Source organism: Micromonospora sp. NPDC048839 (assembly GCF_040649915.1).
GTDB lineage: Bacteria > Actinomycetota > Actinomycetes > Mycobacteriales > Micromonosporaceae > Micromonospora.
Map to the genome: position 1 here is coordinate 103,410 of NZ_JBEZGL010000010.1, position 22,573 is coordinate 125,982.

Here is a 22,573-nt window from a genome sequence, read left to right on the forward strand (position 1 = left end):
ACGGTGGGACGGTGTTCCGCTGTCGCGGGCGGGAGGCGCTGACGCATGCGGATCGGCATCGTGTGCCCGTACTCCTTCGACGTCCCCGGCGGGGTGCAGAACCACGTCATGGACCTGGCCGAGGCGCTGATCGCACTCGGCCACGAGGTCAGCGTGCTCGCCCCGGCCGACGAGGATTCGCCGCTGCCGGAGTACGTGGTGTCGGCCGGTCGTGCCGTGCCACTGCCGTACAACGGTTCGGTGGCCCGGATCGCGTTCGGCCCGGTCTCCACCGCCCGGGTCCGGCGTTGGATCATCAACGGCGACTTCGACGTGCTGCACGTGCACGAGCCGCTCACGCTGAGCCTGTCGCTGCTGGCCGTGCTCTCCGCGCGCGGCCCGGTGGTGGCCACCTTCCACACCGCGATGACCCGGTCCCGGGTGCTGGCCGCCGCGCAGGGTGTGTTGCAGATCGTGTTGGAGCGGATCACCGCCCGGATCGCGGTCAGCGCGCTGGCCCGCAAGGTGCAGGTCGAGCACATGGACGGCGGGGCGGTGGAGATCCCCAACGGGGTGGCCGTGGCGAAGTTCGCCGACGCCGAGCCGTTGCCGGGCTGGCCGGGGGAGTGTGCCCCGGGCACCGGCGGCACCCTGGGCTTCCTGGGCCGGTTCACCGAGACGCGCAAGGGCTTCCCGGTGCTGCGCGACGCGTTCGTGGCGCTGGCCGCGACCCGGCCGGGGCTGCGGTTGCTGGTCGCCGGCCCGGGAGACCCCGACGACCTGTACGACCAGTTCCCGGCCGACCTGCACGAGCGGGTCACGTTCCTGGGGCTGGTCACCGAACCGGACAAGGCGCGGATGCTGCGCAGCGCGCACCTCTACGTGGCACCGAACACCGGCGGCGAGTCGTTCGGCATGATCCTCACCGAGGCGCTGGCCGCGGGTACCACGGTGGTGGCCAGCGACCTGGACGCGTTCCGGCGGGTGCTCGACGGCGGGCGGGCCGGTCGGCTCTTTTCCACTGGTGACCCGGTGGGGCTGCGCGACGCGGTGACCGAGTTGCTGGACGACCAGGGCGCACGGGCCGCGTTGAGCGCGTGCGGCGATCAGGTCGTGGCGAATTTCGACTGGCCGGTGGTTGCTCGTCGCGTTGTGGAGGTATACGCAGCGGCGATCGAGGCAACCGACGGGCGGGTCATCGACCAGGAATGGGTGGGGCTGGGCTGAGCCGGTGGGACGGATGGTGCGGACGACGACCGGGGTGACCGGTGTGGCCGCGCCCAATCGGAGGCGGAACGGAGCAGCACTACGATGCCGCACATGTGGTGGGTGGTGGCCGCGATCGTGGTCCTGGGGCTGGTCGCGGCGTACCTCGTCTGGACCGCCGGCCGGGTGCAGCGGTTGCAGGGCCGCGCGGAGCTGGCGGCTCGGGCACTCGACGCCCACCTGCTGCGCCGGGCCGCGGCGGCCGCCGTGCTGGCCGAGCGGCGCTTCGGTGTCGAGCTGTACGCGGCGGCCCGGATCGCCCTGGACGCCAGCCCGGACGAGCGGGAGGCGGCGGAGAACGACCTGACCCGGCAGTTGCGGGGTGTCCAGTTGGATCCGGGTGATCCGGACTGCGGGTCGGTCATCGCCGCCAGTCGCCGGCTCGCGCTGTCCCGGCAGGTGCACACCGACCTGGTCCGGGACGCCCGATCGGCGCGGAGCCGCCCGTTGGTGCGGTTGTTGCGGATGGGACGGGGCCGGGAGTGGCCGCGTTACTTCGACATCGACGACCCGACCCTCACCGTCCCGGCGGACGTTCCCGCGAGCTGACCCGGTCGGTCGCCGGGGAGCCGGTGATCAGGGCCACAGGGCAGGCCACCGGGGGTCTGATTGGCTGTCGGTACGGCGTTGACCCGCGCGTAGCATTTTCGCTGCCCCCGCCGGAGCCCGTCCAAGGAGCGATGACCCGTGCCCGAGAACACCGCGTCGAACACCGGTACCGCCCCCGTCGTCGGAACGGCCCGCGTGAAGCGTGGCATGGCCGAGATGCTCAAGGGCGGCGTGATCATGGATGTGGTCAACGCCGAGCAGGCCAAGATCGCTGAGGACGCCGGCGCGGTCGCGGTGATGGCCCTGGAGCGGGTGCCCGCCGACATCCGCGCGCAGGGCGGGGTGTCCCGGATGAGCGACCCCGACATGATCGACGGGATCATCGGGGCGGTCTCCATCCCGGTGATGGCCAAGGCCCGCATCGGCCACTTCGTGGAGGCGCGGATCCTCCAGTCGCTCGGGGTGGACTACGTCGACGAGTCCGAGGTGCTGACCCCGGCCGACTACGCCAACCACATCGACAAGTGGGCGTTCACCGTGCCCTTCGTCTGTGGCGCGACCAACCTGGGCGAGGCGCTGCGGCGGATCACCGAGGGGGCGGCCATGATCCGCTCCAAGGGTGAGGCGGGCACCGGCGACGTCTCCAACGCCACCACCCACATGCGGAAGATCCGTCAGGAGATCGCCCGGCTGTCGTCGCTGCCGGCCGACGAGCTGTACGTCGCGGCCAAGGAGTTGCAGGCCCCGTACGAGCTGGTCAAGGAGGTCGCCGAGAGTGGCAAGCTGCCGGTGGTGCTGTTCACCGCCGGCGGGATCGCCACCCCGGCCGACGCGGCGATGATGATGCAGCTCGGCGCGGAGGGCGTGTTCGTCGGTTCCGGCATCTTCAAGGCGGGCAACCCGGCTCAGCGGGCCGCCGCGATCGTCAAGGCCACCACCTTCCACGACGACCCGGACGTGCTGGCGAAGGTCTCCCGTGGCCTGGGCGAGGCCATGGTCGGCATCAACGTCGACGAGATCCCGCAGCCGCACCGCCTGGCCGAGCGGGGTTGGTAGGCATGGGCGCGCCCACCATCGGTGTGCTCGCGCTCCAGGGCGATGTCCGGGAGCACCTGGCGGCACTGGCCGCGGCGGGCGCGGACGCCCGCCCGGTCCGCCGTCCGACGGAACTGGACGCGGTGGACGGCCTGGTCGTCCCCGGCGGTGAGTCCACCACCATCAGCAAACTCGCCGACATCTTCGAGATGCGCGAGCCGATCGACAAGCGCATCGCCGGCGGCATGCCGGTCTACGGCTCCTGCGCGGGCATGATCATGCTGGCGACCGAGGTGCTCGACGGTCGACCCGACCAGCGGGGCTTCGCCGGTATCGACATGACCGTGCGGCGCAACGCGTTCGGCCGGCAGGTCGACTCGTTCGAGGCGCCGGTGACCATCAGCGGCGTTTCGGGTGCGCCGTTCCACGCGGTCTTCATCCGGGCGCCGTGGGTCGAGCGGGTCGGCGCCGGCGTGCAGGTGATCGGGTCGGTGACCGGTGGGCCGGCGGCCGACCGGATCGTGGCGGTCCGCCAGGGCAACCTGCTGGCCACCTCGTTCCACCCGGAACTGACCGGTGACCTGCGCGTGCACGCGTACTTCGTGGATCTGGTCCGTACCGCTTCGGCGTGACCCGTCGCTCAACCGGCGACCGCGCGCAGGTGCCCTGGGCGGCGGCCGGCCAACTCGTCGAGCGCGGCCGCCGTGGCGGCGTCGGCGGGCAACTGCACCACCAGTCGCTGCGTGTCGGCCTCGGCCAGCTCCAGCGTCTCGACGTCGAGGCGGAGCAGCCCCGCCTCCGGGTGGCGCACCGTCAGCAGGCCGGCCCGTGCGGCGGTCACCGGCCGCCGCCTCCAGCGGTCGGTGAACGGCGCTCCCACCGTCCGGGCCAGCCGCTCGGCGAACGCGTCGCTGGCCGGGTCGCCCCGGCGTAGCAGGTGCAGCTGCGCGACCTGTTGGTCGGCCACCGCCGACCACTGCGGGTAGTGCTCGCGGGCCCGCTCGTCGGTCAACACGAACCACACCAGGTTCGGTCGCGACCCGTCGAGCAGGCCGAGCGGGCGGGCCAACCGGTCGAACGGTTCGTTCCAGGCCAGCACGTCGCCGAGTCGGTTGAGCACGTACGCGGGGGTGTCGCGCAGCGCGTCGAGCATGGCGCGGACCGTTGGCCGTACGGTCCGGGAGACCGTCGGCCGGTCGCCCGAGCACAGGTGTCGGGCGTGCTGGGCCGAGGCGAGCTGCCGCAGGTGCTCCCGGTCGGCGCTGTCCAGGCGCAGCGCGTCGGCGAGCGCGGCGAGGATCTCCGGCGATGGCCGGGTGTCGCGGCCCTGCTCCAACCGGGTCAGGTACTCCACGCTGACCTGCGCCAACGTCGCCAGCTCGGCCCGGCGCAGCCCGGGGGTGCGTCGGCGCGGACCCTCGGCGAGACCGACGTCGGCCGGCTGCCGTGCCTCGCGGCGACTGCGCAGGAAGGCGCCCAGCTCTCCGTCCATCACCGACCCAGTCTGGCAGCCGGCGTCGGCCGGTGGGTGGCCCTGGCAGGGCCATCCTCGCGGCGGTCTCCCCGACCCGTCCCGTCGCGCACAGGATCGTGGTCATGACAAACGCACAGAGCCCAGGACCGCTGCGGATCGGTCTGATCGTGGGCAGCACCCGTCCCGGCCGGCGCGGCGCGGCGATCGCCCGGTGGGCGATGGAGGTGGCCGAGCGGCATGAGGCGGTCCGCGCCGGGGACGCCGTCTGCACGCTCGTCGACCTCGCGGAGCAGGAGTTGCCACTGCTCGACGAGCCGGTGCCGGCGCTGTTCGGCGACTACCGGCACCCGCACACCCGGCGGTGGGCGGCGGTGGTGGACGCCTGCGACGCCTTCGTCTTCGTCACCCCGGACTACAACCGTTCCATCCCGGCCGCGCTCAAGAACGGCATCGACTACCTGTACGCGGAGTGGACCGACAAGGTGGCCGGGGTGCTGAGCTACGGCGTGCAGGGCGGTAACCGGGCAGCCGACCACCTGCGGGCGATCCTGACCGAGGTACGGACGGTGGTGGTGCCGACCGGAGTGGCCCTGTCGATCTTCACAGACTTCGACTTCACCGGGGCCGACCCGGGTGACCGGACCGCCGGCCGGTTCGCGCCGAGCGACGGCCGGGAGGCGGAACTGGCCAGCATGCTCGCCGAGGTCGTGACCTGGTCCCGAGCGCGGCGTCCGGTCGACCCGGCACGGGTGGCGGCCGGTGCCGCGGAGCTGGTGGGCTGAGATGGAGACCATCCTGATCCGGTACCGGGTGCGTCCCGAGCACCTGGCCGAACATCTGCGGCTGCTCGCGGCCGTCCACGAGGAGTTGGCCCGGACCAACCCCGCCGGGCTGCGCTACCTGACGTTGCGGCTCGACGGTGGCCGGAGTTTCGTCGAGGTCGTGCGGGGCCCGGACCTGCCCGGCCCGCTGCCCGAAATGGAGTCGTTCCGCCGCTACCGGGCCGGGCTGGATGATCGGTGCGACGAGCGGTCGATGGTCGAGTGCACGGTGACGGGGTCGTACGGATTCGTGATGTGACTCCGTTTTCCCCGCGTCTGCCCGATTCCGGCGGGCGTGGGGAGGTCACCGCGCGCGGTGCATGACAGCGACCCGGGGGACGTCGGTAGGATTGCGGAGATTCGGCAGGGCCATCTGCCCGCCACGGCTTCCACCAGAGCTGACCGGCACCTCCGCGTGCGCCGGCGGGAGCGGGGCGTGAGCGGTGCGGTCGATGCAGCCGGCGGCTAGCAACGGAGGTAGAAGATGTCCGGCCACTCAAAGTGGGCGACGACCAAGCACAAGAAGGCCGTCATCGACGCCAAGCGCGGCAAGATGTTCGCCAAGCTGATCAAGAACGTCGAGGTGGCCGCACGGATCGGCGGCGGCGACCCCACCGGCAACCCGACGCTCTTCGACGCCATCCAGAAGGCGAAGAAGAGTTCGGTGCCGAACGACAACATCGACCGCGCGGTCAAGCGCGGCTCCGGCCTGGAGGCAGGCGGCGCCGACTGGCAGACGATCATGTATGAGGGCTACGGGCCCAACGGCGTCGCCCTGCTGATCGAGTGCCTCACCGACAACCGCAACCGGGCGGCGACCGAGGTGCGCACCGCGCTGACCCGCAACGGTGGCTCGCTCGCCGACGCCGGCTCGGTGTCGTACATGTTCTCCCGCAAGGGCGTGGTGATCGTGCCGAAGGAGGCCACGTCCGAGGAGGACGTGATGATGGCCGTCCTCGACGCCGGCGCCGAGGAGGTCAACGACCTCGGTGAGGCGTACGAGGTGGTCTCCGAGCCGACCGACCTGGTCGGGGTGCGCACCGCGTTGCAGGACGCCGGCATCGAGTACGAGTCGGCCGAGTCCTCTCTCGTCCCCAGCATGAACGTGCCGCTGGACGAGGACGGCGCCCGCAAGATCTTCAAGCTGATCGACGTCCTGGAAGACTGCGACGACGTGCAGAACGTCTACGCGAACTTCGACGTCAGCGACGACGTGATGGCCGCGGTCGACGCCTGACGGCGGTCGACTCGGAAGCACGGAAGTCGGGGTGTCCCTCGCGCTGGGATGCCCCGACTTTCGCACAGCCGAGCTGACCAAGCGATGGCGTCGAACGTGGAGGTGGGGAAGTGGCGGCAGACCGGTTCGCGTCGGGCGACGTGGTCGTGCGACGTGAGGTCCTGCGCGGCGAGGTGTGGTTCGGCTGCCCGACGATCGTCGTCGAGGATTCGCCCGACCTGCTCGCCCTCTACCTTCCGTCGGGCGCCGAGTTCGGCTTCCCCACCGCTGGCGTCTTCCCGTGCGGGCGTCACCCGTGGGAGACCGCCGGGCACCGCTCCTGGTCGGGGCACGGCAAGCTGATGCTGCAACGCCCCGGTGAGGCGCACTCCGTCGACGTCTTCTGGACCGGCCCCGGGCGCGATTTCGCCGGCTGGTACTTCAACCTCCAGGACCCGGTCCGGCGTACGCCGATCGGGGTGGACACGCTGGACCACGAGTTGGACCTGTGGTGGGGCGCGGACGCCGACTCCTACGTCTGGAAGGACGTGGAGATCTTCGCCCAGCGTCTCGTCGAGGGCCGCTACCCGGGCATGGGGGATGCCATCCAGGCCGAGGGTGACCGGATCGCGGCGCTGCTCGACGCGGGCGAGCGCTGGTGGGATCCGGCGTGGGCGACGTGGCAGCCCGACCCGGCCTGGTCGGCGCCTTCGCTGCCCGCCGGCTGGGATCGGGTGCCGCCGGCCCGCTGAGCCCCGAACGGGCGCCGGCGTCCGATCAGGACACCGACGCCCGCATGGCGAACCATCGGCTCAGCCGATCGTCTCCCGCTCCCGCCACGCGGTCCGCAGGGAGGTGCGGCCGTTGGTGCGCAGCAGCGATCCCTCGTACACCCGGGCGCCGGCGAGCAGGAACGCGCCGGTGGCGAGCAGCAGGACGACAAGTGAGACGAACGGCTCCCAACCGGCCGCGTCGCCGGTGAACAGCCGCAACGGCATGGCCGTGGGCGACGAGAACGGCAGGTACGACAGCACCCGCATCGCGGTCGCGTTGTCGTTCAGGAAGATCACCGCGAAGAACGGCAGCATGACGGCGAGCTGCACAGGTGTCGACACGGCGGCGATGTCCTCCTGCCGGTTGGCGAGCGCTCCGGCTGCCGCCCACATCGCGGCGAGCAGCACGAAACCGAACAGGAAGAACGGCACGAACCAGCCGATCGCCGGGGCGAGCAGGCTGAGCAGGCCGCCGCTGTCGCCGATCTGCATGCCGAACACCGCCACCACGGCGATGAGCGCGATCTGTGCGAACGCCAGGATGCCGCCGGCCACCACCTTGCCGGCCAGCAAAGCTCGTACCGGCACCGCCGCGACGAGGATCTCCACGATGCGGGTCTGCTTCTCCTCGGTGACGCTCTGCGCGATCTGCAGGCCGAAGGTCTGCGAGGTGATGAAGAAGACGAACGCGAAGACGAACGGCACCAGGAACGCCACCACCGGGTCGACCGCGTCCGGGTCGAGCAACTGCACCGGCGGCGAGCTGCTCAGCGCCTGGACCACGTCGGTGGGGGACTCGTCCATCGCGAGAACCTTCGGACCGGCGACCACCGCCGCGTCCACGTCACCGTCGCGGACGGCCTGCTCGGCGGCCCGGTCGTCGGCCACCACGCGGACGTCGAGTCCGGCGTCCCGCAGCGGCCCGGCCGCCTCCTGGGTGACGGCCACCGTGTCCGGACCGCCGGAGAGCAGCGGCGGCAGGATGGTGCCCGCCGCGGCGATCAGCAGGAAGAAGAGCGTGCCGAACAGGAAGGTACGATCGCGCAGCTTGACGCGGATCTCCCGTTCGGCGACCAGCCGGGTGGCCTGGGCGATGTTCACTGGGTGACCTCTCGAAAGATCTCGGTGAGCGAGGGGCTGACCGGGCGGAAGGCGCGCACCGGGCCGCGCGCGAGGGCTGCCTGCAACACGGGCTGTTCGTCGGCGTCGGCCGGCAGGTCGAAGACCACGCGCGGGCCGTCCAGCTCGACCAGGGTCACCCCGGGTTGGTCGCGTACCCAACCGGCGTCGGTCGCCACCACCAACTCGTAGCGGGGCACGGTGTAGGACTCGCGCAGCTGCTGCCGGCTGCCAGCGGCCCGGATCGTCCCGTCCCCAATGATCACCAGGTCGTCGCAGAGGCGTTCCACGACGTCGAGCTGGTGGCTGGAGAAGAGCACCGGTACGCCGGCCGAGGCCCGTTCCCGCAGCACGGTGACGACGGTGTCGACGGCGAGGGGGTCGAGGCCGGAGAACGGCTCGTCGAGCACCAGCACCTCGGGGTCGTGCACCAGCGCGGCCGCGATCTGCGCGCGTTGCTGGTTGCCCAGCGACAGCGTCTCCAGCAGGTCGTCACCGCGTTCACCGAGGCCGACCCGGTCCAGCAGCGCGTCGGTGGCCCGCCGGGCGGCGGGCGCGTCCAGGCCGTGCAGCCGGCCCAGGTACGTCACCTGCTCCCGGGTGGTCATCTTGGGGTAGAGGCCCCGCTCCTCCGGCATGTAGCCGAAGCGCCGCCGGTCCCGCGAGGTCAACGTGCTGCCGCCCCAGCTCACCTGACCGGCGTCGGGGGCGAGCACACCCAGGATGATGCGCATGGTGGTGGTCTTGCCGGCGCCGTTGGCGCCCACGAAGCCGGTCATCCGGCCGGCGGCCACCTCGAAGGACACGTTCTTGAGCACCTGCCGGTCGCCGAAGCTACGGTCGACGCCGTCGAGGCGAAGCGTTCTGGTCACCCGTCCACGCTAGATCGAACACCCCGCCCCGCCGTCCGCCCGGTGGGTGAGCGGGCGGTCCGTCGCGCGGTGGATGGCGGTCACCCGCCGGGCCGGACCACCCCGTTCTCGTACGCGAACACCACCGCCTGCACCCGGTCGCGCAGACCGAGTTTGGCCAGCACCCGACTGACGTGGGTCTTCACGGTCGCCTCGCCCAGGTGGATGGCAGCGGCGATCTCCGCGTTGCTCGATCCGGCGGCGAGCAGCACCAGCACCTCCCGTTCCCGTGGGGTCAGCCCGGCCAGCGCCGCGTCGGCCTCCGGCCCCCGGTGGGCGGTGCCCGCCGGGTCTCCGGGACGGGCGAACGTGGAGATCACCCGGCGGGTGATCTCCGGGGCGAGTAGGCCGTCGCCCCTGGCCAGCACCTGGATCGCCTCGATCAGCTCCTCCGGTGTGCCGTTCTTCAACAGGAAACCGCTGGCCCCGGCACGCAGCGCGGCGAACAGGTAGTCGTCGCGGTCGAAGGTCGTGAGGATCAGCACGGCCGGCCCGCCGGGTCCGTCGGCGGTGATCTGCCGGGTGGCCTCCAGGCCGTCCATCCCGGGCATCTCCACGTCCATGAGTACGACGTCGGGGCGGGTGGCCCGGGTCATGGCGACGGCCCGTTCGCCGTCGGCGGCCTCGCCGACCACCTCGATGTCGTCCTCCACCTCCAGGATGACCCGGAAGCCGGTGCGGACGAGGTGCTGGTCGTCGGCGAGCAGCACCCGGATGGTCCGATCCGGACCGGACATCTCGTGGGCTGGCGCGGTACTCATGCCGTTACCTCCGTGTCGCCGGCCGGCTGGTGTTCGTCGTGCGGCTCTCGCTGCGTGCCGACGGGTGGGTCGGCCGCCGCCAGCGGGAAGCGGGCGCGTACCCGCCATCCGCCGCCGGCACGCGGTCCGACCTCCAGGTCGCCGTCGTGCGCGGTGACCCGTTCGCGCATCCCGATCAGGCCCAGCCCGACGGCGTCGACCCGGCCGCCGGCTCGCCCGTTGTCGGTCACGTCCACCTCCACCTCCCGGGCCAGGTAGCGGACCCGCACGTCCAGCAGGTCCGCACCGGCGTGCTTCAGCGTGTTGGTCACCGCCTCCTGCGTCACCCGGTACAGCGCCTGCGAGACCGATTCGGGCAGCACGACCGGGCCGCCGTACACCCCGAGGGTCGCCGTCAGGCCCGCGGCCCGAGCCCGCTCGACCAGCTCACCGATCCGGTCGACGTCGCCGCCGGCCGGCGGCGCGGCGTCGGCCGCGCCGGTGGTCCGCAGCACGCCCAGCATCCGGCGTAGCTCGTCGACCGCGGTGCGGGCGCTCTGCTCGATGGCGGTGAGCGCGGTGCGGGCCTTGGCGGGGTCGCGGTCGAACACCCGGCGGCAGGCGGACGCCTGCACTCCCATCACCGACACGTGGTGGGCGACCACGTCGTGCAGTTCCCGGGCGATCCGGACCCGTTCGCCGAGCACCGCCCGTTCCCGGGACTCGGTCTGCGACCGACGCAGGTCCTCGGCCTGGGTCCGCAGCTCGTGTTCGCGACGAGCGGCCACCCAGGCGGTCTCCCCGAAGAAGTACGCGAAGCCGAAGACCAGCACGTTGAGCAGGACACCGGTGACCATCGCGGCGAGCACGGGTGGCACCGGCCCGGCCGCGCCGTCGAAGGCCCCCGGTGGAATCTGGTCGATCGTGATCGCGTAGTAGATCCCCAGCCAGGCGAACATCGTGGCGATCACACCGATGCGCAGCCGCCGGGCCAGGCGACGGTCCTGCCCCCAGGCGCCGACGGTGTAGAGGGCGCAGAACAACGCCCAGGAGGAGAACTGGGTCTCCGGGGCGGATCGCGCCTGCGCGGCGATGAAACCCACCGAGACGACCAGCAGGGTCGTCACCGGCCAGCGCCGCCGCCAGATCAGCGGCACCGTCACCGCGACGGTCCAGAACAGTTGCTCCGCCCCGGACGGCGGCGAGCCCAACAGGAACGCCCCGGTGCTGTGGGCCAGAGTGAGGCTGACCAGCGCCAGCACAGTCATCCCCAGGCCGAGCCACAGGTCGTTGCGGCGCTGCTGGGCGGTCGGACCCGGTCGGCGCCATTCGTCTCGCGGTGCCACGGTCATCCGGGAACGATGCCACGCCGCCCGCCACGCCTGTCGAGTGGGCGGACCGGTGCCGTCGGATCCGGCCCACGGGCGGCGGCCCGACGCGAGGTACGCGCCGGGCCGCCGGGTAGGGCTCTCGCTCATGCCGTCTGACGGCGGGTCTTCAGAGCGGTGTCGATCAGGTCCCAGACCACGATCGCCGCCGTGCCGACCGCGATGGCCAGACCGAGAGCGTCCCGGTTGTCTGCCTCCGCCACCCAGCTCAGGCGCTCGGCAAGGGCGGGGTTGAGCAGGCGGTCGGAGAGCGCCAGCCACACCAGCGGCACCGCGAACGCCAGGTTGAGCAGCACCTTGGTGCCGAACAGTGCCCAGGTCCAGCGACCGATCCGGTACTTGACGACCTCGAAGATCACGCTGGCGACCAGCACGACGATCAGCGCCGGCAGCCAGAAGGACCACAGCGCCGGGTCGAGGATCGGGATGTTGCCGCCGTCGGTCTCGTGCACCCAGGACTGGTAGTGCTGGAAGGGCAGGTAAGCGATGGTCAGCACCAACATGACCACCGATGCGATGGTGTCGGCGAGGGGGATGTTCCGGTGCACCGGGGCGTCGGGCAGTTGGTCGACAGTCCACTCCGGCACGTCCACGGCCGTCTGGGTGCGCTCGATGATGGCGAAGGTCAGGGTGAGCCAGAAGCCGATGTGCACGGTCACGTGCAGGGCGACGACGATGCCGGTCCCGATGGCCCCGAAACCCTTCCCTTCGGCCGCCTCGACGACGGCGACGATCGTGCCGACGAGCGCCGGGATGAAGCTGAGCAGCAGCTTCAACAGCCGCAGCCAGAGCAGGTAGTAGGTCGGGCCGATGAGCTGTAGCCGACGGTCGGCGTACCGGGCGGCCAGCACGTCCGGGTTGCCCAGCTCGGTGAGCACCTCCCGCTCGGCGGTGGCGGGGTCCGTGCCACCGTCGGTCCGGCCCTCGATCATGTCGTCGATGGAGGCCCGCAGCTCGGTGGCGATCTCGTCACGACGCGGGGCGGGCACCGAGCGCAGGGTGGCGGCGAGGTAGCGGTTGGTCAGGGTGTTCATCGGTCCACTCCTTGGATCAGCCCGGTGATGGAGGCCTGCACGGCGGCGAGGTCGTCGAGCAGCCGGCTCAGCATCGACTCGCCCTCGTCGCTGGTCCGGTAGAACTTGCGCGGTCGGCTCTCCTCGGTGTTCCACTCGCTGGTCAGCAGCCCCTGGTCCTCCAGGCGGCGCAGCAGCGGGTAGAGCGTGTTGGCGTCCACCGGGAAGCCGTGGTCGGTGAGCCGTTGCAGCAGTGCGTAGCCGTAGTCCGGTCGGCGCAGCGCGACCAGGCTGGCCACCACGACGGTGCCTCGACGCAACTCCTGTAGGTGCGTCCGTAGAACGTCCTCGCTAACCATGTGTCACACCATACTGTGTGGCACACAGTGTTGTCTACCGAGACATCATCGTGTCGCTCGCAGATTGGCGTGCGGGGCAGCACGCGGGGCGCCCGGCAGAAACCGGGCGCCCCGACGGTTGACGCTGCTCAGCAGGCCGGACCCTGCCGGAAGTTCCGCTCGACGAAGCTGGCCGGACCGACCTGGAAGTAGCCCACGCCCGGCCGGATCGGGTGCCTGGTGAACAGCTCCACCCGCGAGCCGACCCGCACGAGGTACGCCTCGGCGTCCCCCGCGTCGTTGCGGATCAACGAACCCCGCCGGCCGTAGATCGCCTCCAACTCGTCGAAGGACATGCCGACCGTGGCACCGGCGGGGGACCGGGGCGGTGCGGTGGCCGTACCGACCTCCACCAGTCGCCCGTCGCGGAAGGTCAGCACGAACACGCCGGCCCAGGAACCGGTCGAGCCCGCGTGCACCACCCCGCCGCAGGTAGGAGCGGTCCAGCCGATGTGCCCGTTCGCGGTGAGCGTGCTCAGGCTGGCGCCGATCCGGTACACACCGGCGCCGGCGACGCTGAGCACCTGCGGGTGGCTGTGCTCGACACCGGCGGCGAGCGGGCCGCGCGCCGAGGCGGGTGCGGTGCCGCCGGTCCGGTGTGCTGCCGCCGCCGGGCCGGCGGCGGCCACCGGGACGAGCGTGCCGAGCGCCAACGCGGCGGTGGTGAGGAGGATCGTGGGACGGTTCATGGTGGCTCCTTCGGTGATGGGTCTCCTGCCCTGTTAGTCACCGCGCCGGGGCCAACGGTTCGTCGGGTTTGCGACCGACCCGGTCTACTCTCCAAAGAAACGCCGGCCGGGGGTGACGCGGTGACGGCTCCGCTGCGGATCGGGCCCTACGCCATCGAGCGACTGCTCGGCGTCGGTTCGTTCGCAACCGTCTGGCTGGGCTACGACCGGGCGCTCGACGCGCACGTGGCGATCAAGGTGCTGGCCGAGAACTGGAGCCACGACCTGCGGGTCCGGGAACGCTTCCGCGACGAGGCCCGGCTGCTGCGCCGGCTGGAGCACGAGCGGCTGATCCGGGTACACGCCGTCGGTGAGTTGCCCGACGGTCGGCCGTACGCGGTCCTGGCCTGGGCGGACGGCGGGAGCCTGCGGGACCGCCTGGCCGCCGGCGAGATCCCCACCCCTACGGCGTTGCGGCTGCTCGGCGAGATCTGCGCGGGGGTCGCCGTGCTGCACCGGCACGGCGTCGTGCACCGCGATCTCACCCCGGGCAACATCCTGTTCCACTCCGCCGGTCCGGACGACCCCGACACCGAGAAGGTGCTGATCGCCGACCTCGGCCTGGCCAAGGCGCTCGCCGCCGCCTCCGGGCTGACCGCCCGAGCTGGCACCCCGGGTTACATGGCCCCCGAGCAGGACGACCCGGGTGCGGTGGTCGACACCCGCGCCGACGTGTACGGGCTCGGCCGACTCGGCATCCGCCTGCTGGGCGCCGATCCGCCGCGGCACGCCCCGGAGATCCGACTGCGGGCAGACGTGCCGCCGGCGGTCGCGGCGGTGCTCGCCCAGGCCACCGCCCACCACCCGGCCGACCGCTATCCCGACGCCGCGGCCCTGCACACCGCGCTGACCCGCGTGAGCGGCCAGGTGGGGCTGGCGGCGGCGACCGGTCCCGTGCGGCAGCAGCCGGCACCACCGTCGGGCGGCCGCCGTCGGTCCTGGTTGCGGGTGGTCGGGGCCGCTGTGGTGGCCGCCGTCCTGGTGGGTGCGGTGGGTGCCGAGTCGGGTGGCGTCGGGTCGGCTCGGCTGGTCGGCGGCGCGTACACGACCGGGCCGCTGACGGTGGTGTTGCCACCCGGCTGGTCCGCCACCGGGACGACCTGGGCCGGTCAGTACGGTGCCGACGGCGAGCCCGAACCGGCGCTGGTGATGTCACCGCAACCCCGCCGGTGGGCCGCCGACCCTCGTCTGCCCGGCGCGTTCGTGGGCCTCTCCGCCACCACGGCGGCACGCGCCACACCGGCCGGGTTCCTGGCCGAGCGCACCCACGGTGACTGCGCGCCCGCACCGTCCCGGCTCATCCGGCAGGCGGGTGTCGAGTGGACGGTGGTGGCGTACCGCTGCGACCGAGGTCGGCCGCAGATCATCGAGGCGGCCGCCACACACCCGGGCCGGCCCGCCCTGGTGTACGTGCAGATAAGCCCGCCCGCGGACAGCGGACCCGACTTCGTGGACACCCTGCTCGCCGGCGTACGCCTGCGGTAGGTGCGACCGAACGCGCCCGTCGGCGGGACTGGGGGTGTGCAGCTGTCACCGGGACCCAGCCGCGCGAACCGGTGAGCGGCGGAGCACGTCGGGCGGGCCTGGTCGTCGATGTGCTGTTGAGCCATATACCCCAGAGTCATAAATATGACTCACAGGTATAGCGGTCACGACCGCACCCACCCTCACGCAGGTGACCGACAGTCACCGCCGCCCGCCGCCCGCCGCCCGCCGCCCGCCGCCCGCCGCCCGCCGCCCGCCGCCCGGGGGCAGGAATCACGTCTAGCGGACCACCACGGTGATCGTGTGCTCGCGGCCGTCCTTGGGGATCGTCACGGCGACGGTGCCGGTGCGGACGAAGCGGATGTCCACCACGCCCGCCTCGTACTGCTGGGAGACCAACTCCGGGCGGTCCACGGTGACGAGCCCCGGCCCGATGCCCTGGATCCGCAGCACCGCACCGGTGGCGAAGCAGAGCGATTTCAGCAGCTCGATCTCGGTCTCGGCGAGCGGCAGGTCGTAGCGGACCGCGCCCTGGCAGGCCGGCGTCGTGTCGGTCGGCGGGGGAGTCGTTCGGGGCGTACCCCTTGTCCTGGTCGGGGTGGGCGGCGGCACGGGCCGCCCGGCGCTTGACGGCGGCCGGGTCGGCGACCCGGTGCGGCCGGTTGCCAGCGGCGGCGTCGGCGGTGTCGTCCCCGCCGACACCGAGACCGACGCCGACGCCGACGCCGCCGACGAGGACGGACCGCGCGGCTGGGCGGGCAAGGGCGAGACCGCGTCGGTGCCGCAGGCGGTGGCCGCCACGGTGGCCGCGACCGCGGTGACGGCGCTGGCGACGGTACGGCGCAGCGAGATCATGCGGCCCCCCTCTCCGGTCGCGATCGCCGATGGCTGGCTCAGCCCTGGTCGCTGCCGAGTCGTTGCCGGACCTGGCGGCGGGCCAGGTGCAGCCGGGACTTCACGGTGCCCAGCGGCACGTCGATCAGGGCGGCGATCTCGGGGTAGCTCAACCCGAGGACGTCGCGCAGGGCCACCACCTCGGCGAGGTCGGGATGGACCGCGTCGAACGCGTCCAGCAGGTCGAGGCGGGTGCCGGCGACCACGCTGGTCCGCCGCGGGTCGGCCCGGTCGGGCAGCGGTACGCCGCCAGCCTCCAGCCGCCAGCGGCGGCGCAGCGTGCGGTAGGTCGAGCGGGCCCGGTTGGCGGTCAGCCGGTGCAGCCAGGTGCGGAACGAGGAGCGCCCCTCGAATCGGGTGATGCCGTTGGCCAGCGCCAGCAGCGTGTCCTGGCAGGCCTCCTCGGCGTCCTCCCGGTTGGGCAGGAACCGGGCGCACAGCCGCAGCACCTCCGGGCGCACCGCCACCAGTAGGGCGTCCAGCGCCGACGGGTCGCCGTGCGCGGCGGACCGGGCCAGGGCGTCGATGTCGTCCGCGTCGGGCATGCCGGGTGTCCAATGCTCGCCGGTGCCGATCCCCGAGCGTACGACCGGTGACACCGGCGTGGCCCGGTACGGTCCGGCACCCGACCCGGACCGGCGCGCTACTCGAAGCGCGACACGTCGCCGGCGCCCCGGCGCAGGATCTCCGGCTCGGGGCCGGACAGGTCGATCACGGTCGTCGGCTCCTTGCCGCAGTCGCCGGCGTCGAGGACCGCGTCGAGCTGGTGATCGAGCCGTTCCTTGATCTCCCACCCCTGGGTCATCGGCTCGTCGTCGCCGGGCAGGACCAGGGTGCTCGACACCAGTGGTTCGGCCAGCTCGGCCAGCAGCGCCTGGGTGACGGTGTGCCGGGGTACGCGGACACCGACGGTGCGCTTCTTCGGGTGCAACATCCGGCGCGGCACCTCCTTGGTGGCCGGCAGGATGAAGGTGTAGCTGCCCGGGGTGGACGCCTTCACCAGCCGGAACACCGAGTTGCTGATCTGCACGAACTGGCCGAGCTGCGCGAAGTCCCGGCAGACGAGCGTGAAGTGGTGCCGGTCGTCGAGGTGGCGGATCTGGCGGATCCGGTCCAACCCGTCCTGGTTGCCCAGCTGGATGCCGAGCGCGTAGCAGGAGTCCGTCGGGTAGGCGACCAGCCCACCACCGCGGATCAGGTCGGCGACCTGGCCGATGATCCGGGGCTGGGGGTTCTCCGGGTGCACGTCGTAGTACCTCGCCATGCCGATGAGCCTAGGCCCATTTCGCGCGGCGGGGAGGCGCGGGCTCGGTGGACCGCCCGGCGGACGAGACGAGGGCCACGACCCCCGGCGCGGACGGTGGAGCCGTCGAGATCACCTCGGTAGGGTAGGTCCCGGTCGGCTCCGACCAACAAGATCCACACCGCCGGGGGGCGCCAGGCATGGCCGATTCGTTCGCGCATCTGCACGTGCACACCGAATACTCGATGCTCGACGGAGCGGCCCGGCTGAAGGACCTGTTCGCCGAGGCCAACCGGCTGGGCATGCCGGCGGTGGCGATCACCGACCACGGCAACATGCACGGCGCGAACGACTTCTACAACCAGGCGATGGCCGCCGGGATCACGCCGATCCTGGGCGTCGAGGCGTACGTGGCGCCGGAGTCGCGCTACCACAAGGCGCGGGTCAAGTGGGGTCGGCCGGAGCAGAAGAGCGACGACGTCTCGGGTAACGGCGCGATCACCCACAAGACCATGTGGGCGAAGAACGCGCAGGGCCTGAAGAACCTGTTCACCCTCAACTCGCGCGCGTCCATGGAGGGGCACTACGTCAAGTGGCCCCGGATGGACATGGAGCTGATCGCCGAGCACGCCGAGGGGATCATGGCCACCACCGGCTGCCCGTCCGGCGCGGTGCAGACCCGGCTGCGGCTGGGCCAGTTCGACGAGGCGCTCAAGGTCGCGGCGAGCTACCAGGACATCTTCGGCAAGGACAACTACTTCCTGGAGATCATGGATCACGGCCTCTCCATCGAGAGCCGGGTCCGCGAGGGGCTCACCGAGATCGCCCGCAAGCTGGACATCCCGCCGGTGGTCACCAACGACTCGCACTACACCCACGAGGCGCAGGCCACCGCCCACGACGTGCTGCTCTGCGTGCAGACCGGCAGCAACATCGACGACCCCAACCGGTTCCGCTTCGAGGGCGGGGGTTACTTCGTCAAGAGCGCCGACCAGATGCGCGCGGTGGACTCCTCCGAGCTGTGGCAGCAGGGGTGCCGCAACACGCTGCTGATCGCCGAGAAGGTCGACCCGAAGGGCATGTTCGAGTTCCACAACCTGATGCCGCGTTTCCCGGTGCCCGACGGGGAGACCGAGGAGTCCTGGTTCCGCAAGGAGACGTTCGCCGGCCTGGGCCGCCGCTACCCGAACGGCATCCCGGAGGGGCACGTCGTCCAGGCCGAGTACGAGCTGGGCGTCATCAACCAGATGGGCTTCCCGTCGTACTTCCTCGTGGTCGCCGACTTCATCCAGTGGGCCAAGAGCCAGGGCATCTCGGTCGGTCCGGGTCGTGGTTCGGCCGCGGGGTCGCTCGTCGCGTACGCGCTGGGCATCACCGACCTCGACCCGATCCAGCACGGCCTGATCTTCGAGCGGTTCCTCAACCCCGAGCGCGTGTCGATGCCGGACGTCGACATCGACTTCGACGAGCGTCGGCGCGGTGAGGTGATCAAGTACGTCACCGACAAGTGGGGTGAGGACAAGGTCGCCCAGATCGCCACGTTCGGCACGATCAAGGCGAAGGCCGCGATCAAGGACTCGGCCCGGGTGCTCGGTTTCCCGTACGCGGTCGGCGACCGGATCACCAAGGCGATGCCGCCGGCGGTGATGGGCAAGGACATCCCGCTCACCGGCATCTTCGACACCAAGCACCCCCGCTACGCGGAGGCCGGCGAGATCCGCGGCCTGTACGACTCCGACCCGGACGTCCGCAAGGTGATCGACACCGCGAAGGGCATCGAGGGGCTGATCCGGCAGACCGGTGTGCACGCCGCCGGCGTCATCATGTCCGCCGAGCCGATCATCGAGCACATCCCGTTGACGCGCCGCGACGCCGACGGGGCGATCATCACGCAGTTCGACTACCCGACCTGCGAGTCGCTCGGGCTGCTGAAGATGGACTTCCTCGGCCTGCGCAACCTGACGATCATCGACGACGCCGTCAAGAACATCGAACTCAACCACGGCCTCAAACTCGACCTGCTGGCCCTGCCGCTGGACGACCCGGCCGCGTACGAGCTGCTGGCCCGCGGTGACACCCTCGGCGTGTTCCAGCTCGACGGTGGGCCGATGCGGTCCCTGCTGCGGTTGATGAAGCCGGACAACTTCGAGGACATCTCCGCGGTCCTGGCCCTGTACCGGCCCGGCCCGATGGGCGTCGACTCGCACACCAACTACGCGCTGCGCAAGAACGGCCTCCAGGAGATCACCCCGATCCACCCGGAGCTGGAGGAGCCGCTGCGGGAGATCCTGGCACCCACCCACGGCCTGATCGTCTACCAGGAGCAGGTGCAGCGCGCCGCGCAGATCCTCGCCGGCTACACCCTCGGTCAGGCGGACCTGCTGCGCCGGGCCATGGGTAAGAAGAAGAAGGAGATCCTCGACAAGGAGTTCATCCCGTTCCGGGACGGCTGCCGCGAGCGCGGCTACTCCGACGAGGCGATCCAGGCCGTGTGGGACGTCCTGGTGCCGTTCGCCGGGTACGCCTTCAACAAGGCGCACTCCGCCGCGTACGGCCTGGTCTCCTACTGGACGGCGTACCTCAAGGCGCACTACCCGGCCGAGTACATGGGCGGGCTGCTCACCAGCGTCGGTGACGACAAGGACAAGATGGCGCTGTACCTGTCCGAGTGTCGCCGGATGCGGATCCAGGTGCTGCCACCGGACGTGAACACCTCGGCCGGCCCGTTCACCCCGGTCGGCAAGGACATCCGCTTCGGTCTGGCCGCCGTGCGCAACGTCGGCGCGAACGTGGTCGCCTCGATCATGCGGTGCCGGGAGGAGAAGGGCGACTACGCCGACTTCTACGACTTCCTGTCCAAGGTGGACGCGGTGGTCTGCAACAAGAAGACAATCGAATCGCTGATCAAGGCCGGCGCGTTCGACTCCCTCGAGCACCCCCGTAAGGGCCTGCTCGCGGTGCACGCGGACGCCATCGACGCGTACGCCGACGTGAAGCGCAAGGAGGCGGTCGGCCAGTACGACCTGTTCGGTGCCGGCTTCGGCGACGCCGACACCGGCAGCACGACGGTGATGCCGGTCATCGCGGACAGCGAGTGGGACAAACGCGACAAGCTGGCCTTCGAGCGGGAGATGCTCGGCCTGTACGTCTCCGACCACCCACTGTTCGGCCTGGAGCACATCCTCGGCGCGGCGGCCGACACCACCATCGCCTCCCTCGCCGAGGACGGCGCGGTGCCCGACGGGGCGGTCATCACCCTCGCCGGCATCCTGTCCGGGGTGCAGCGCCGGGTCACCAAGCAGGGCCGGGCCTGGGCCTCGGCCACCCTGGAGGACCTGGCCGGTGGGGTCGAGACGCTGTTCTTCCCCAACACCTACGAGGTGATCGGGCAGTACATCGCCGAGGACGCCATCGTGGTGGTCAAGGGCCGGGTGGACCGCCGCGACGACACCCCACGGATCATGGCGATGGACATGTCCATGCCGGACGTCAGCACCAGCGCCACCAACAAGCCGGTCACCCTCACCATTCCGGTGCACCGGTGTACGCCGCCGCTGGTGGAGAAACTGAAGGAAACCCTGGTGCTGCACCCCGGCGACACCGAGGTGCACGTCAAACTCCAGAACGGTGGCCGCACCACCACCCTGCGGCTGGGTCCGTTCCGGGTGGCGGCGACGACCGCGCTGATGGGTGACCTGAAGAGCGTCCTCGGCCCGGCCAACGTGAGCTGACGGGTCCGCGGCCCGGCCGGCGTTCCTCCGGCCGGGCCGCGGACGGCCGGGCTCAGCCCCGGTCGGGGGCCGCGATCTCCCGCAGTTGGCCGTCGGCCAGCCGCAACCACCGCTGCACGCCGATCTCGGCCAGGAACCGTTCGTCGTGGCTGACCACGACAAACGCACCCTGGTACGCGGACAGCGCACTCTCCAACTGGGCGACGCTGACCAGGTCCAGGTTGTTCGTCGGCTCGTCGAGCAGCAGCAGTTGCGGCGCCGGCTCGGCGCAGAGCACACACGCCAGGGTGGCGCGCAGCCGCTCACCGCCGGAGAGCACCCCGACGGGCAGGTTCACCCGGGAGCCCCGGAACAGGAACCGGGCCAGCAGGTTCATCCGCCTGGCGTCCGGCAGGCTCGGCGCGTACGCGGCGAAGTTCTCCGCCACCGTGCGGTCGAGGTCGAGCAGGTCCAGCCGCTGCGACAGGTACGCGATCCGCCCGTCCGCCCGTTTGATGTCGCCGCCGGCCGGTTCCAGGTCACCGTTGACGAGGCGCAGCAGGGTCGACTTGCCGACGCCGTTCGCCCCGGTGAGCGCGATCCGTTCCGGTCCCCGGATCACCAGTTCGGCGCCGTCGCCGCCGAACAGCTCCCGATCGTCGAAGCGGGTTCGCATCCCCTGGCCGGAGAAGACGGTGCGCCCGGCCGGAACGGTGGTGTCGGGCAGGTCCACGGTGATCCGGTCCTCGTCGCGGACCGCCCGGCCGGCCTCGTCGAGGCGCGCCTGGGCCGAACCGACCCGGTTGGAGTGGGTCTCCTGCGCCCGGCCCGCCGACTCCTGCGCGCTGCGCTTGAGCCCACCGGCCACGATCCGCGCCAGTCCGGCGTTCTTCAGGTTCTTGGAGGCGTTGCTGGCCCGCCGGTCGGCTCGCTCCCGGGCCTGCTGCATCTCCCGCTTCTCCCGCTTGACCTCCTGCTCGGCGTTGCGCAGGTTGCTCTCGGCCACCTCCCGCGCCGCCTGCACCGCCTCGGTGTACGCGGTGAAGTTGCCCCCGTACCAGGTGACCTCACCGCGGTCCAGCTCGGCGATGCGGTCCATCCGGTCCAGCAGTTCCCGGTCGTGGCTGACCAGCAGCAGGCACCCGGACCAGTCGGACAGCACGTCGTAGAGCTTGTGCCGCGCCTCCACGTCCAGGTTGTTCGTCGGCTCGTCGAGCAGCAGCACGTCCGGGCGGCGCAACAGTTGCGCCGCCAGGCCGAGGGAGACCACCTGGCCGCCGCTGAGGGTGTGCAGCCGCCGGTCGAGCGCCAGGTCGCCGAGGCCGAGCCGGTCCAGTTCGGCGCGGGTGCGCTCCTCGATGTCCCAGTCGTCGCCGATCGTGGCGAAGTGCGCCTCGCTGGCGTCGCCGGCCTCGATGGCGTGCAGCGCCGCGATCCGCTCGGCGACAGCGAGCACCTGCGCCACGGTCAGGTCGCCGGCCATCGGCAGGGTCTGCGGGAGGTAGCCGAGCAGGCCGTCGACGGTGACGCTGCCACCGCTGGGCGGCAGCTCCCCGGCGATGAGCCGCAGCAGGGTGCTCTTGCCGGCGCCGTTGGGCGCCACCAGGCCGGTGCGCCCGCCCGGGACGGTGAAGGACAACTCCGAGAAGACCGGGGTGTCGTCCGGCCAGGAGAAGGAAAGGTTCGAGCAGACGATGAACGCATCAGACATGCGAGTGACCTCAAAGGGTGGGGTGGGCGCGCCTAGGTCGCCCGACGACACGGGACCGGTGGAACGACGACATGGCCTCGGCGGCTGCACCTACGCGCGCCGAACCGATGGCCGAACACG

Annotated in this window: 22 protein-coding genes; 10 read left to right on the forward strand and 12 right to left on the reverse strand. The window is 71.5% G+C overall.

What is annotated here, in order from left to right; translation table 11 throughout:
- The first annotated feature begins 45 nt into the window (after nucleotides 1–45).
- The 4 genes from AB0C25_RS20265 to pdxT all read left to right on the forward strand — a co-directional run bounded on the left by AB0C25_RS20265 (nucleotide 46) and on the right by pdxT (nucleotide 3,461).
- A complete protein-coding gene (locus AB0C25_RS20265; RefSeq protein ID WP_357375256.1) occupies nucleotides 46–1,206 on the forward strand; it encodes a glycosyltransferase family 4 protein in 1,161 nt (386 codons plus the stop codon).
- A gap of 84 nt (nucleotides 1,207–1,290) precedes the next feature.
- Nucleotides 1,291–1,794 carry a hypothetical protein gene (locus tag AB0C25_RS20270; RefSeq protein WP_357375258.1) on the forward strand — a complete coding sequence of 168 codons (504 nt, stop codon included), beginning with the start codon at nucleotides 1,291–1,293 and terminating at the stop codon, nucleotides 1,792–1,794.
- Nucleotides 1,795–1,932: 138 nt separating this feature from the next.
- A complete protein-coding gene (gene pdxS / locus AB0C25_RS20275; RefSeq protein ID WP_357375260.1) occupies nucleotides 1,933–2,850 on the forward strand; it encodes a pyridoxal 5'-phosphate synthase lyase subunit PdxS in 918 nt (305 codons plus the stop codon).
- 2 nt (nucleotides 2,851–2,852) lie between these two features.
- Nucleotides 2,853–3,461 (forward strand): pyridoxal 5'-phosphate synthase glutaminase subunit PdxT, encoded by a 609-nt coding sequence (gene pdxT, locus AB0C25_RS20280; RefSeq protein WP_357375262.1) that lies wholly within the window; start codon nucleotides 2,853–2,855, stop codon nucleotides 3,459–3,461.
- Between the two features lie 8 nt (nucleotides 3,462–3,469).
- Here pdxT and AB0C25_RS20285 read toward each other — a convergent pair whose 3' ends face one another.
- Nucleotides 3,470–4,321, reverse strand: coding sequence for a helix-turn-helix transcriptional regulator (locus AB0C25_RS20285; protein WP_357375564.1), 852 nt, complete (start codon nucleotides 4,319–4,321; stop codon nucleotides 3,470–3,472).
- A gap of 104 nt (nucleotides 4,322–4,425) precedes the next feature.
- Here AB0C25_RS20285 and AB0C25_RS20290 point away from each other — a divergent pair, with 104 nt between their 5' ends.
- The 4 genes from AB0C25_RS20290 to AB0C25_RS20305 all read left to right on the forward strand — a co-directional run bounded on the left by AB0C25_RS20290 (nucleotide 4,426) and on the right by AB0C25_RS20305 (nucleotide 7,092).
- Nucleotides 4,426–5,085, forward strand: coding sequence for an NADPH-dependent FMN reductase (locus AB0C25_RS20290; protein WP_357375264.1), 660 nt, complete (start codon nucleotides 4,426–4,428; stop codon nucleotides 5,083–5,085).
- Nucleotide 5,086: 1 nt separating this feature from the next.
- On the forward strand, nucleotides 5,087–5,383 hold the full coding sequence (locus AB0C25_RS20295; RefSeq protein WP_357375266.1) for a hypothetical protein: 297 nt from the start codon (nucleotides 5,087–5,089) through the stop codon (nucleotides 5,381–5,383).
- Between the two features lie 225 nt (nucleotides 5,384–5,608).
- Complete coding sequence (locus tag AB0C25_RS20300; RefSeq protein ID WP_357245360.1) at nucleotides 5,609–6,361, forward strand: YebC/PmpR family DNA-binding transcriptional regulator; 753 nt, start codon at nucleotides 5,609–5,611, stop codon at nucleotides 6,359–6,361.
- 110 nt (nucleotides 6,362–6,471) lie between these two features.
- On the forward strand, nucleotides 6,472–7,092 hold the full coding sequence (locus AB0C25_RS20305) for a DUF402 domain-containing protein (RefSeq protein WP_357375268.1): 621 nt from the start codon (nucleotides 6,472–6,474) through the stop codon (nucleotides 7,090–7,092).
- Between the two features lie 60 nt (nucleotides 7,093–7,152).
- Here AB0C25_RS20305 and AB0C25_RS20310 read toward each other — a convergent pair whose 3' ends face one another.
- The 7 genes from AB0C25_RS20310 to AB0C25_RS20340 form a co-directional block, all read right to left on the reverse strand.
- Nucleotides 7,153–8,214, reverse strand: coding sequence for an ABC transporter permease (locus tag AB0C25_RS20310; protein ID WP_357375270.1), 1,062 nt, complete (start codon nucleotides 8,212–8,214; stop codon nucleotides 7,153–7,155).
- Nucleotides 8,211–9,104, reverse strand: coding sequence for an ATP-binding cassette domain-containing protein (locus tag AB0C25_RS20315; RefSeq protein WP_357375273.1), 894 nt, complete (start codon nucleotides 9,102–9,104; stop codon nucleotides 8,211–8,213). The genes AB0C25_RS20310 and AB0C25_RS20315 overlap by 4 nt, the downstream gene beginning before the upstream one ends.
- Before the next feature lie 80 nt (nucleotides 9,105–9,184).
- Nucleotides 9,185–9,880, reverse strand: a complete 696-nt coding sequence (locus AB0C25_RS20320) for a response regulator transcription factor (protein ID WP_357375566.1) — start codon at nucleotides 9,878–9,880, stop codon at nucleotides 9,185–9,187.
- A 20-nt stretch (nucleotides 9,881–9,900) separates the two neighbouring features.
- Complete coding sequence (locus AB0C25_RS20325) at nucleotides 9,901–11,235, reverse strand: sensor histidine kinase (protein ID WP_357375275.1); 1,335 nt, start codon at nucleotides 11,233–11,235, stop codon at nucleotides 9,901–9,903.
- A 122-nt stretch (nucleotides 11,236–11,357) separates the two neighbouring features.
- The gene (locus AB0C25_RS20330) at nucleotides 11,358–12,305 is read right to left on the reverse strand and encodes a permease prefix domain 1-containing protein (protein ID WP_357375277.1); all 948 of its coding nucleotides are present in this window, start codon (nucleotides 12,303–12,305) and stop codon (nucleotides 11,358–11,360) included.
- Nucleotides 12,302–12,643 (reverse strand): PadR family transcriptional regulator, encoded by a 342-nt coding sequence (locus tag AB0C25_RS20335; protein WP_357375279.1) that lies wholly within the window; start codon nucleotides 12,641–12,643, stop codon nucleotides 12,302–12,304. The genes AB0C25_RS20330 and AB0C25_RS20335 overlap by 4 nt, the downstream gene beginning before the upstream one ends.
- A 128-nt stretch (nucleotides 12,644–12,771) precedes the next feature.
- Nucleotides 12,772–13,371 carry a hypothetical protein gene (locus AB0C25_RS20340; RefSeq protein ID WP_357375281.1) on the reverse strand — a complete coding sequence of 200 codons (600 nt, stop codon included), beginning with the start codon at nucleotides 13,369–13,371 and terminating at the stop codon, nucleotides 12,772–12,774.
- 120 nt (nucleotides 13,372–13,491) lie between these two features.
- Here AB0C25_RS20340 and AB0C25_RS20345 point away from each other — a divergent pair, with 120 nt between their 5' ends.
- Complete coding sequence (locus AB0C25_RS20345; RefSeq protein ID WP_357375283.1) at nucleotides 13,492–14,895, forward strand: serine/threonine-protein kinase; 1,404 nt, start codon at nucleotides 13,492–13,494, stop codon at nucleotides 14,893–14,895.
- 279 nt (nucleotides 14,896–15,174) lie between these two features.
- On the opposite strand, the gene AB0C25_RS20350 is transcribed toward AB0C25_RS20345, so the two are convergent.
- From AB0C25_RS20350 to AB0C25_RS20360, 3 genes are all read right to left on the reverse strand, one after another.
- A complete protein-coding gene (locus AB0C25_RS20350; protein ID WP_357375285.1) occupies nucleotides 15,175–15,750 on the reverse strand; it encodes a hypothetical protein in 576 nt (191 codons plus the stop codon).
- A 38-nt stretch (nucleotides 15,751–15,788) separates the two neighbouring features.
- A complete protein-coding gene (locus AB0C25_RS20355; RefSeq protein WP_357375288.1) occupies nucleotides 15,789–16,334 on the reverse strand; it encodes an RNA polymerase sigma factor in 546 nt (181 codons plus the stop codon).
- 98 nt (nucleotides 16,335–16,432) lie between these two features.
- Nucleotides 16,433–17,053 (reverse strand): L-threonylcarbamoyladenylate synthase, encoded by a 621-nt coding sequence (locus AB0C25_RS20360; RefSeq protein ID WP_357375290.1) that lies wholly within the window; start codon nucleotides 17,051–17,053, stop codon nucleotides 16,433–16,435.
- 179 nt (nucleotides 17,054–17,232) lie between these two features.
- On the opposite strand from AB0C25_RS20360, the gene dnaE reads away from it, so the two are divergent.
- Nucleotides 17,233–20,763, forward strand: a complete 3,531-nt coding sequence (gene dnaE, locus AB0C25_RS20365; RefSeq protein ID WP_357375292.1) for a DNA polymerase III subunit alpha — start codon at nucleotides 17,233–17,235, stop codon at nucleotides 20,761–20,763.
- Between the two features lie 52 nt (nucleotides 20,764–20,815).
- Here the strand turns inward: dnaE and abc-f are convergent, their stop codons facing one another.
- Entirely contained in the window at nucleotides 20,816–22,453 is a 1,638-nt protein-coding gene (gene abc-f, locus AB0C25_RS20370) for a ribosomal protection-like ABC-F family protein (RefSeq protein ID WP_357375294.1), read from the reverse strand.
- Nucleotides 22,454–22,573: the final 120 nt, after the last annotated feature.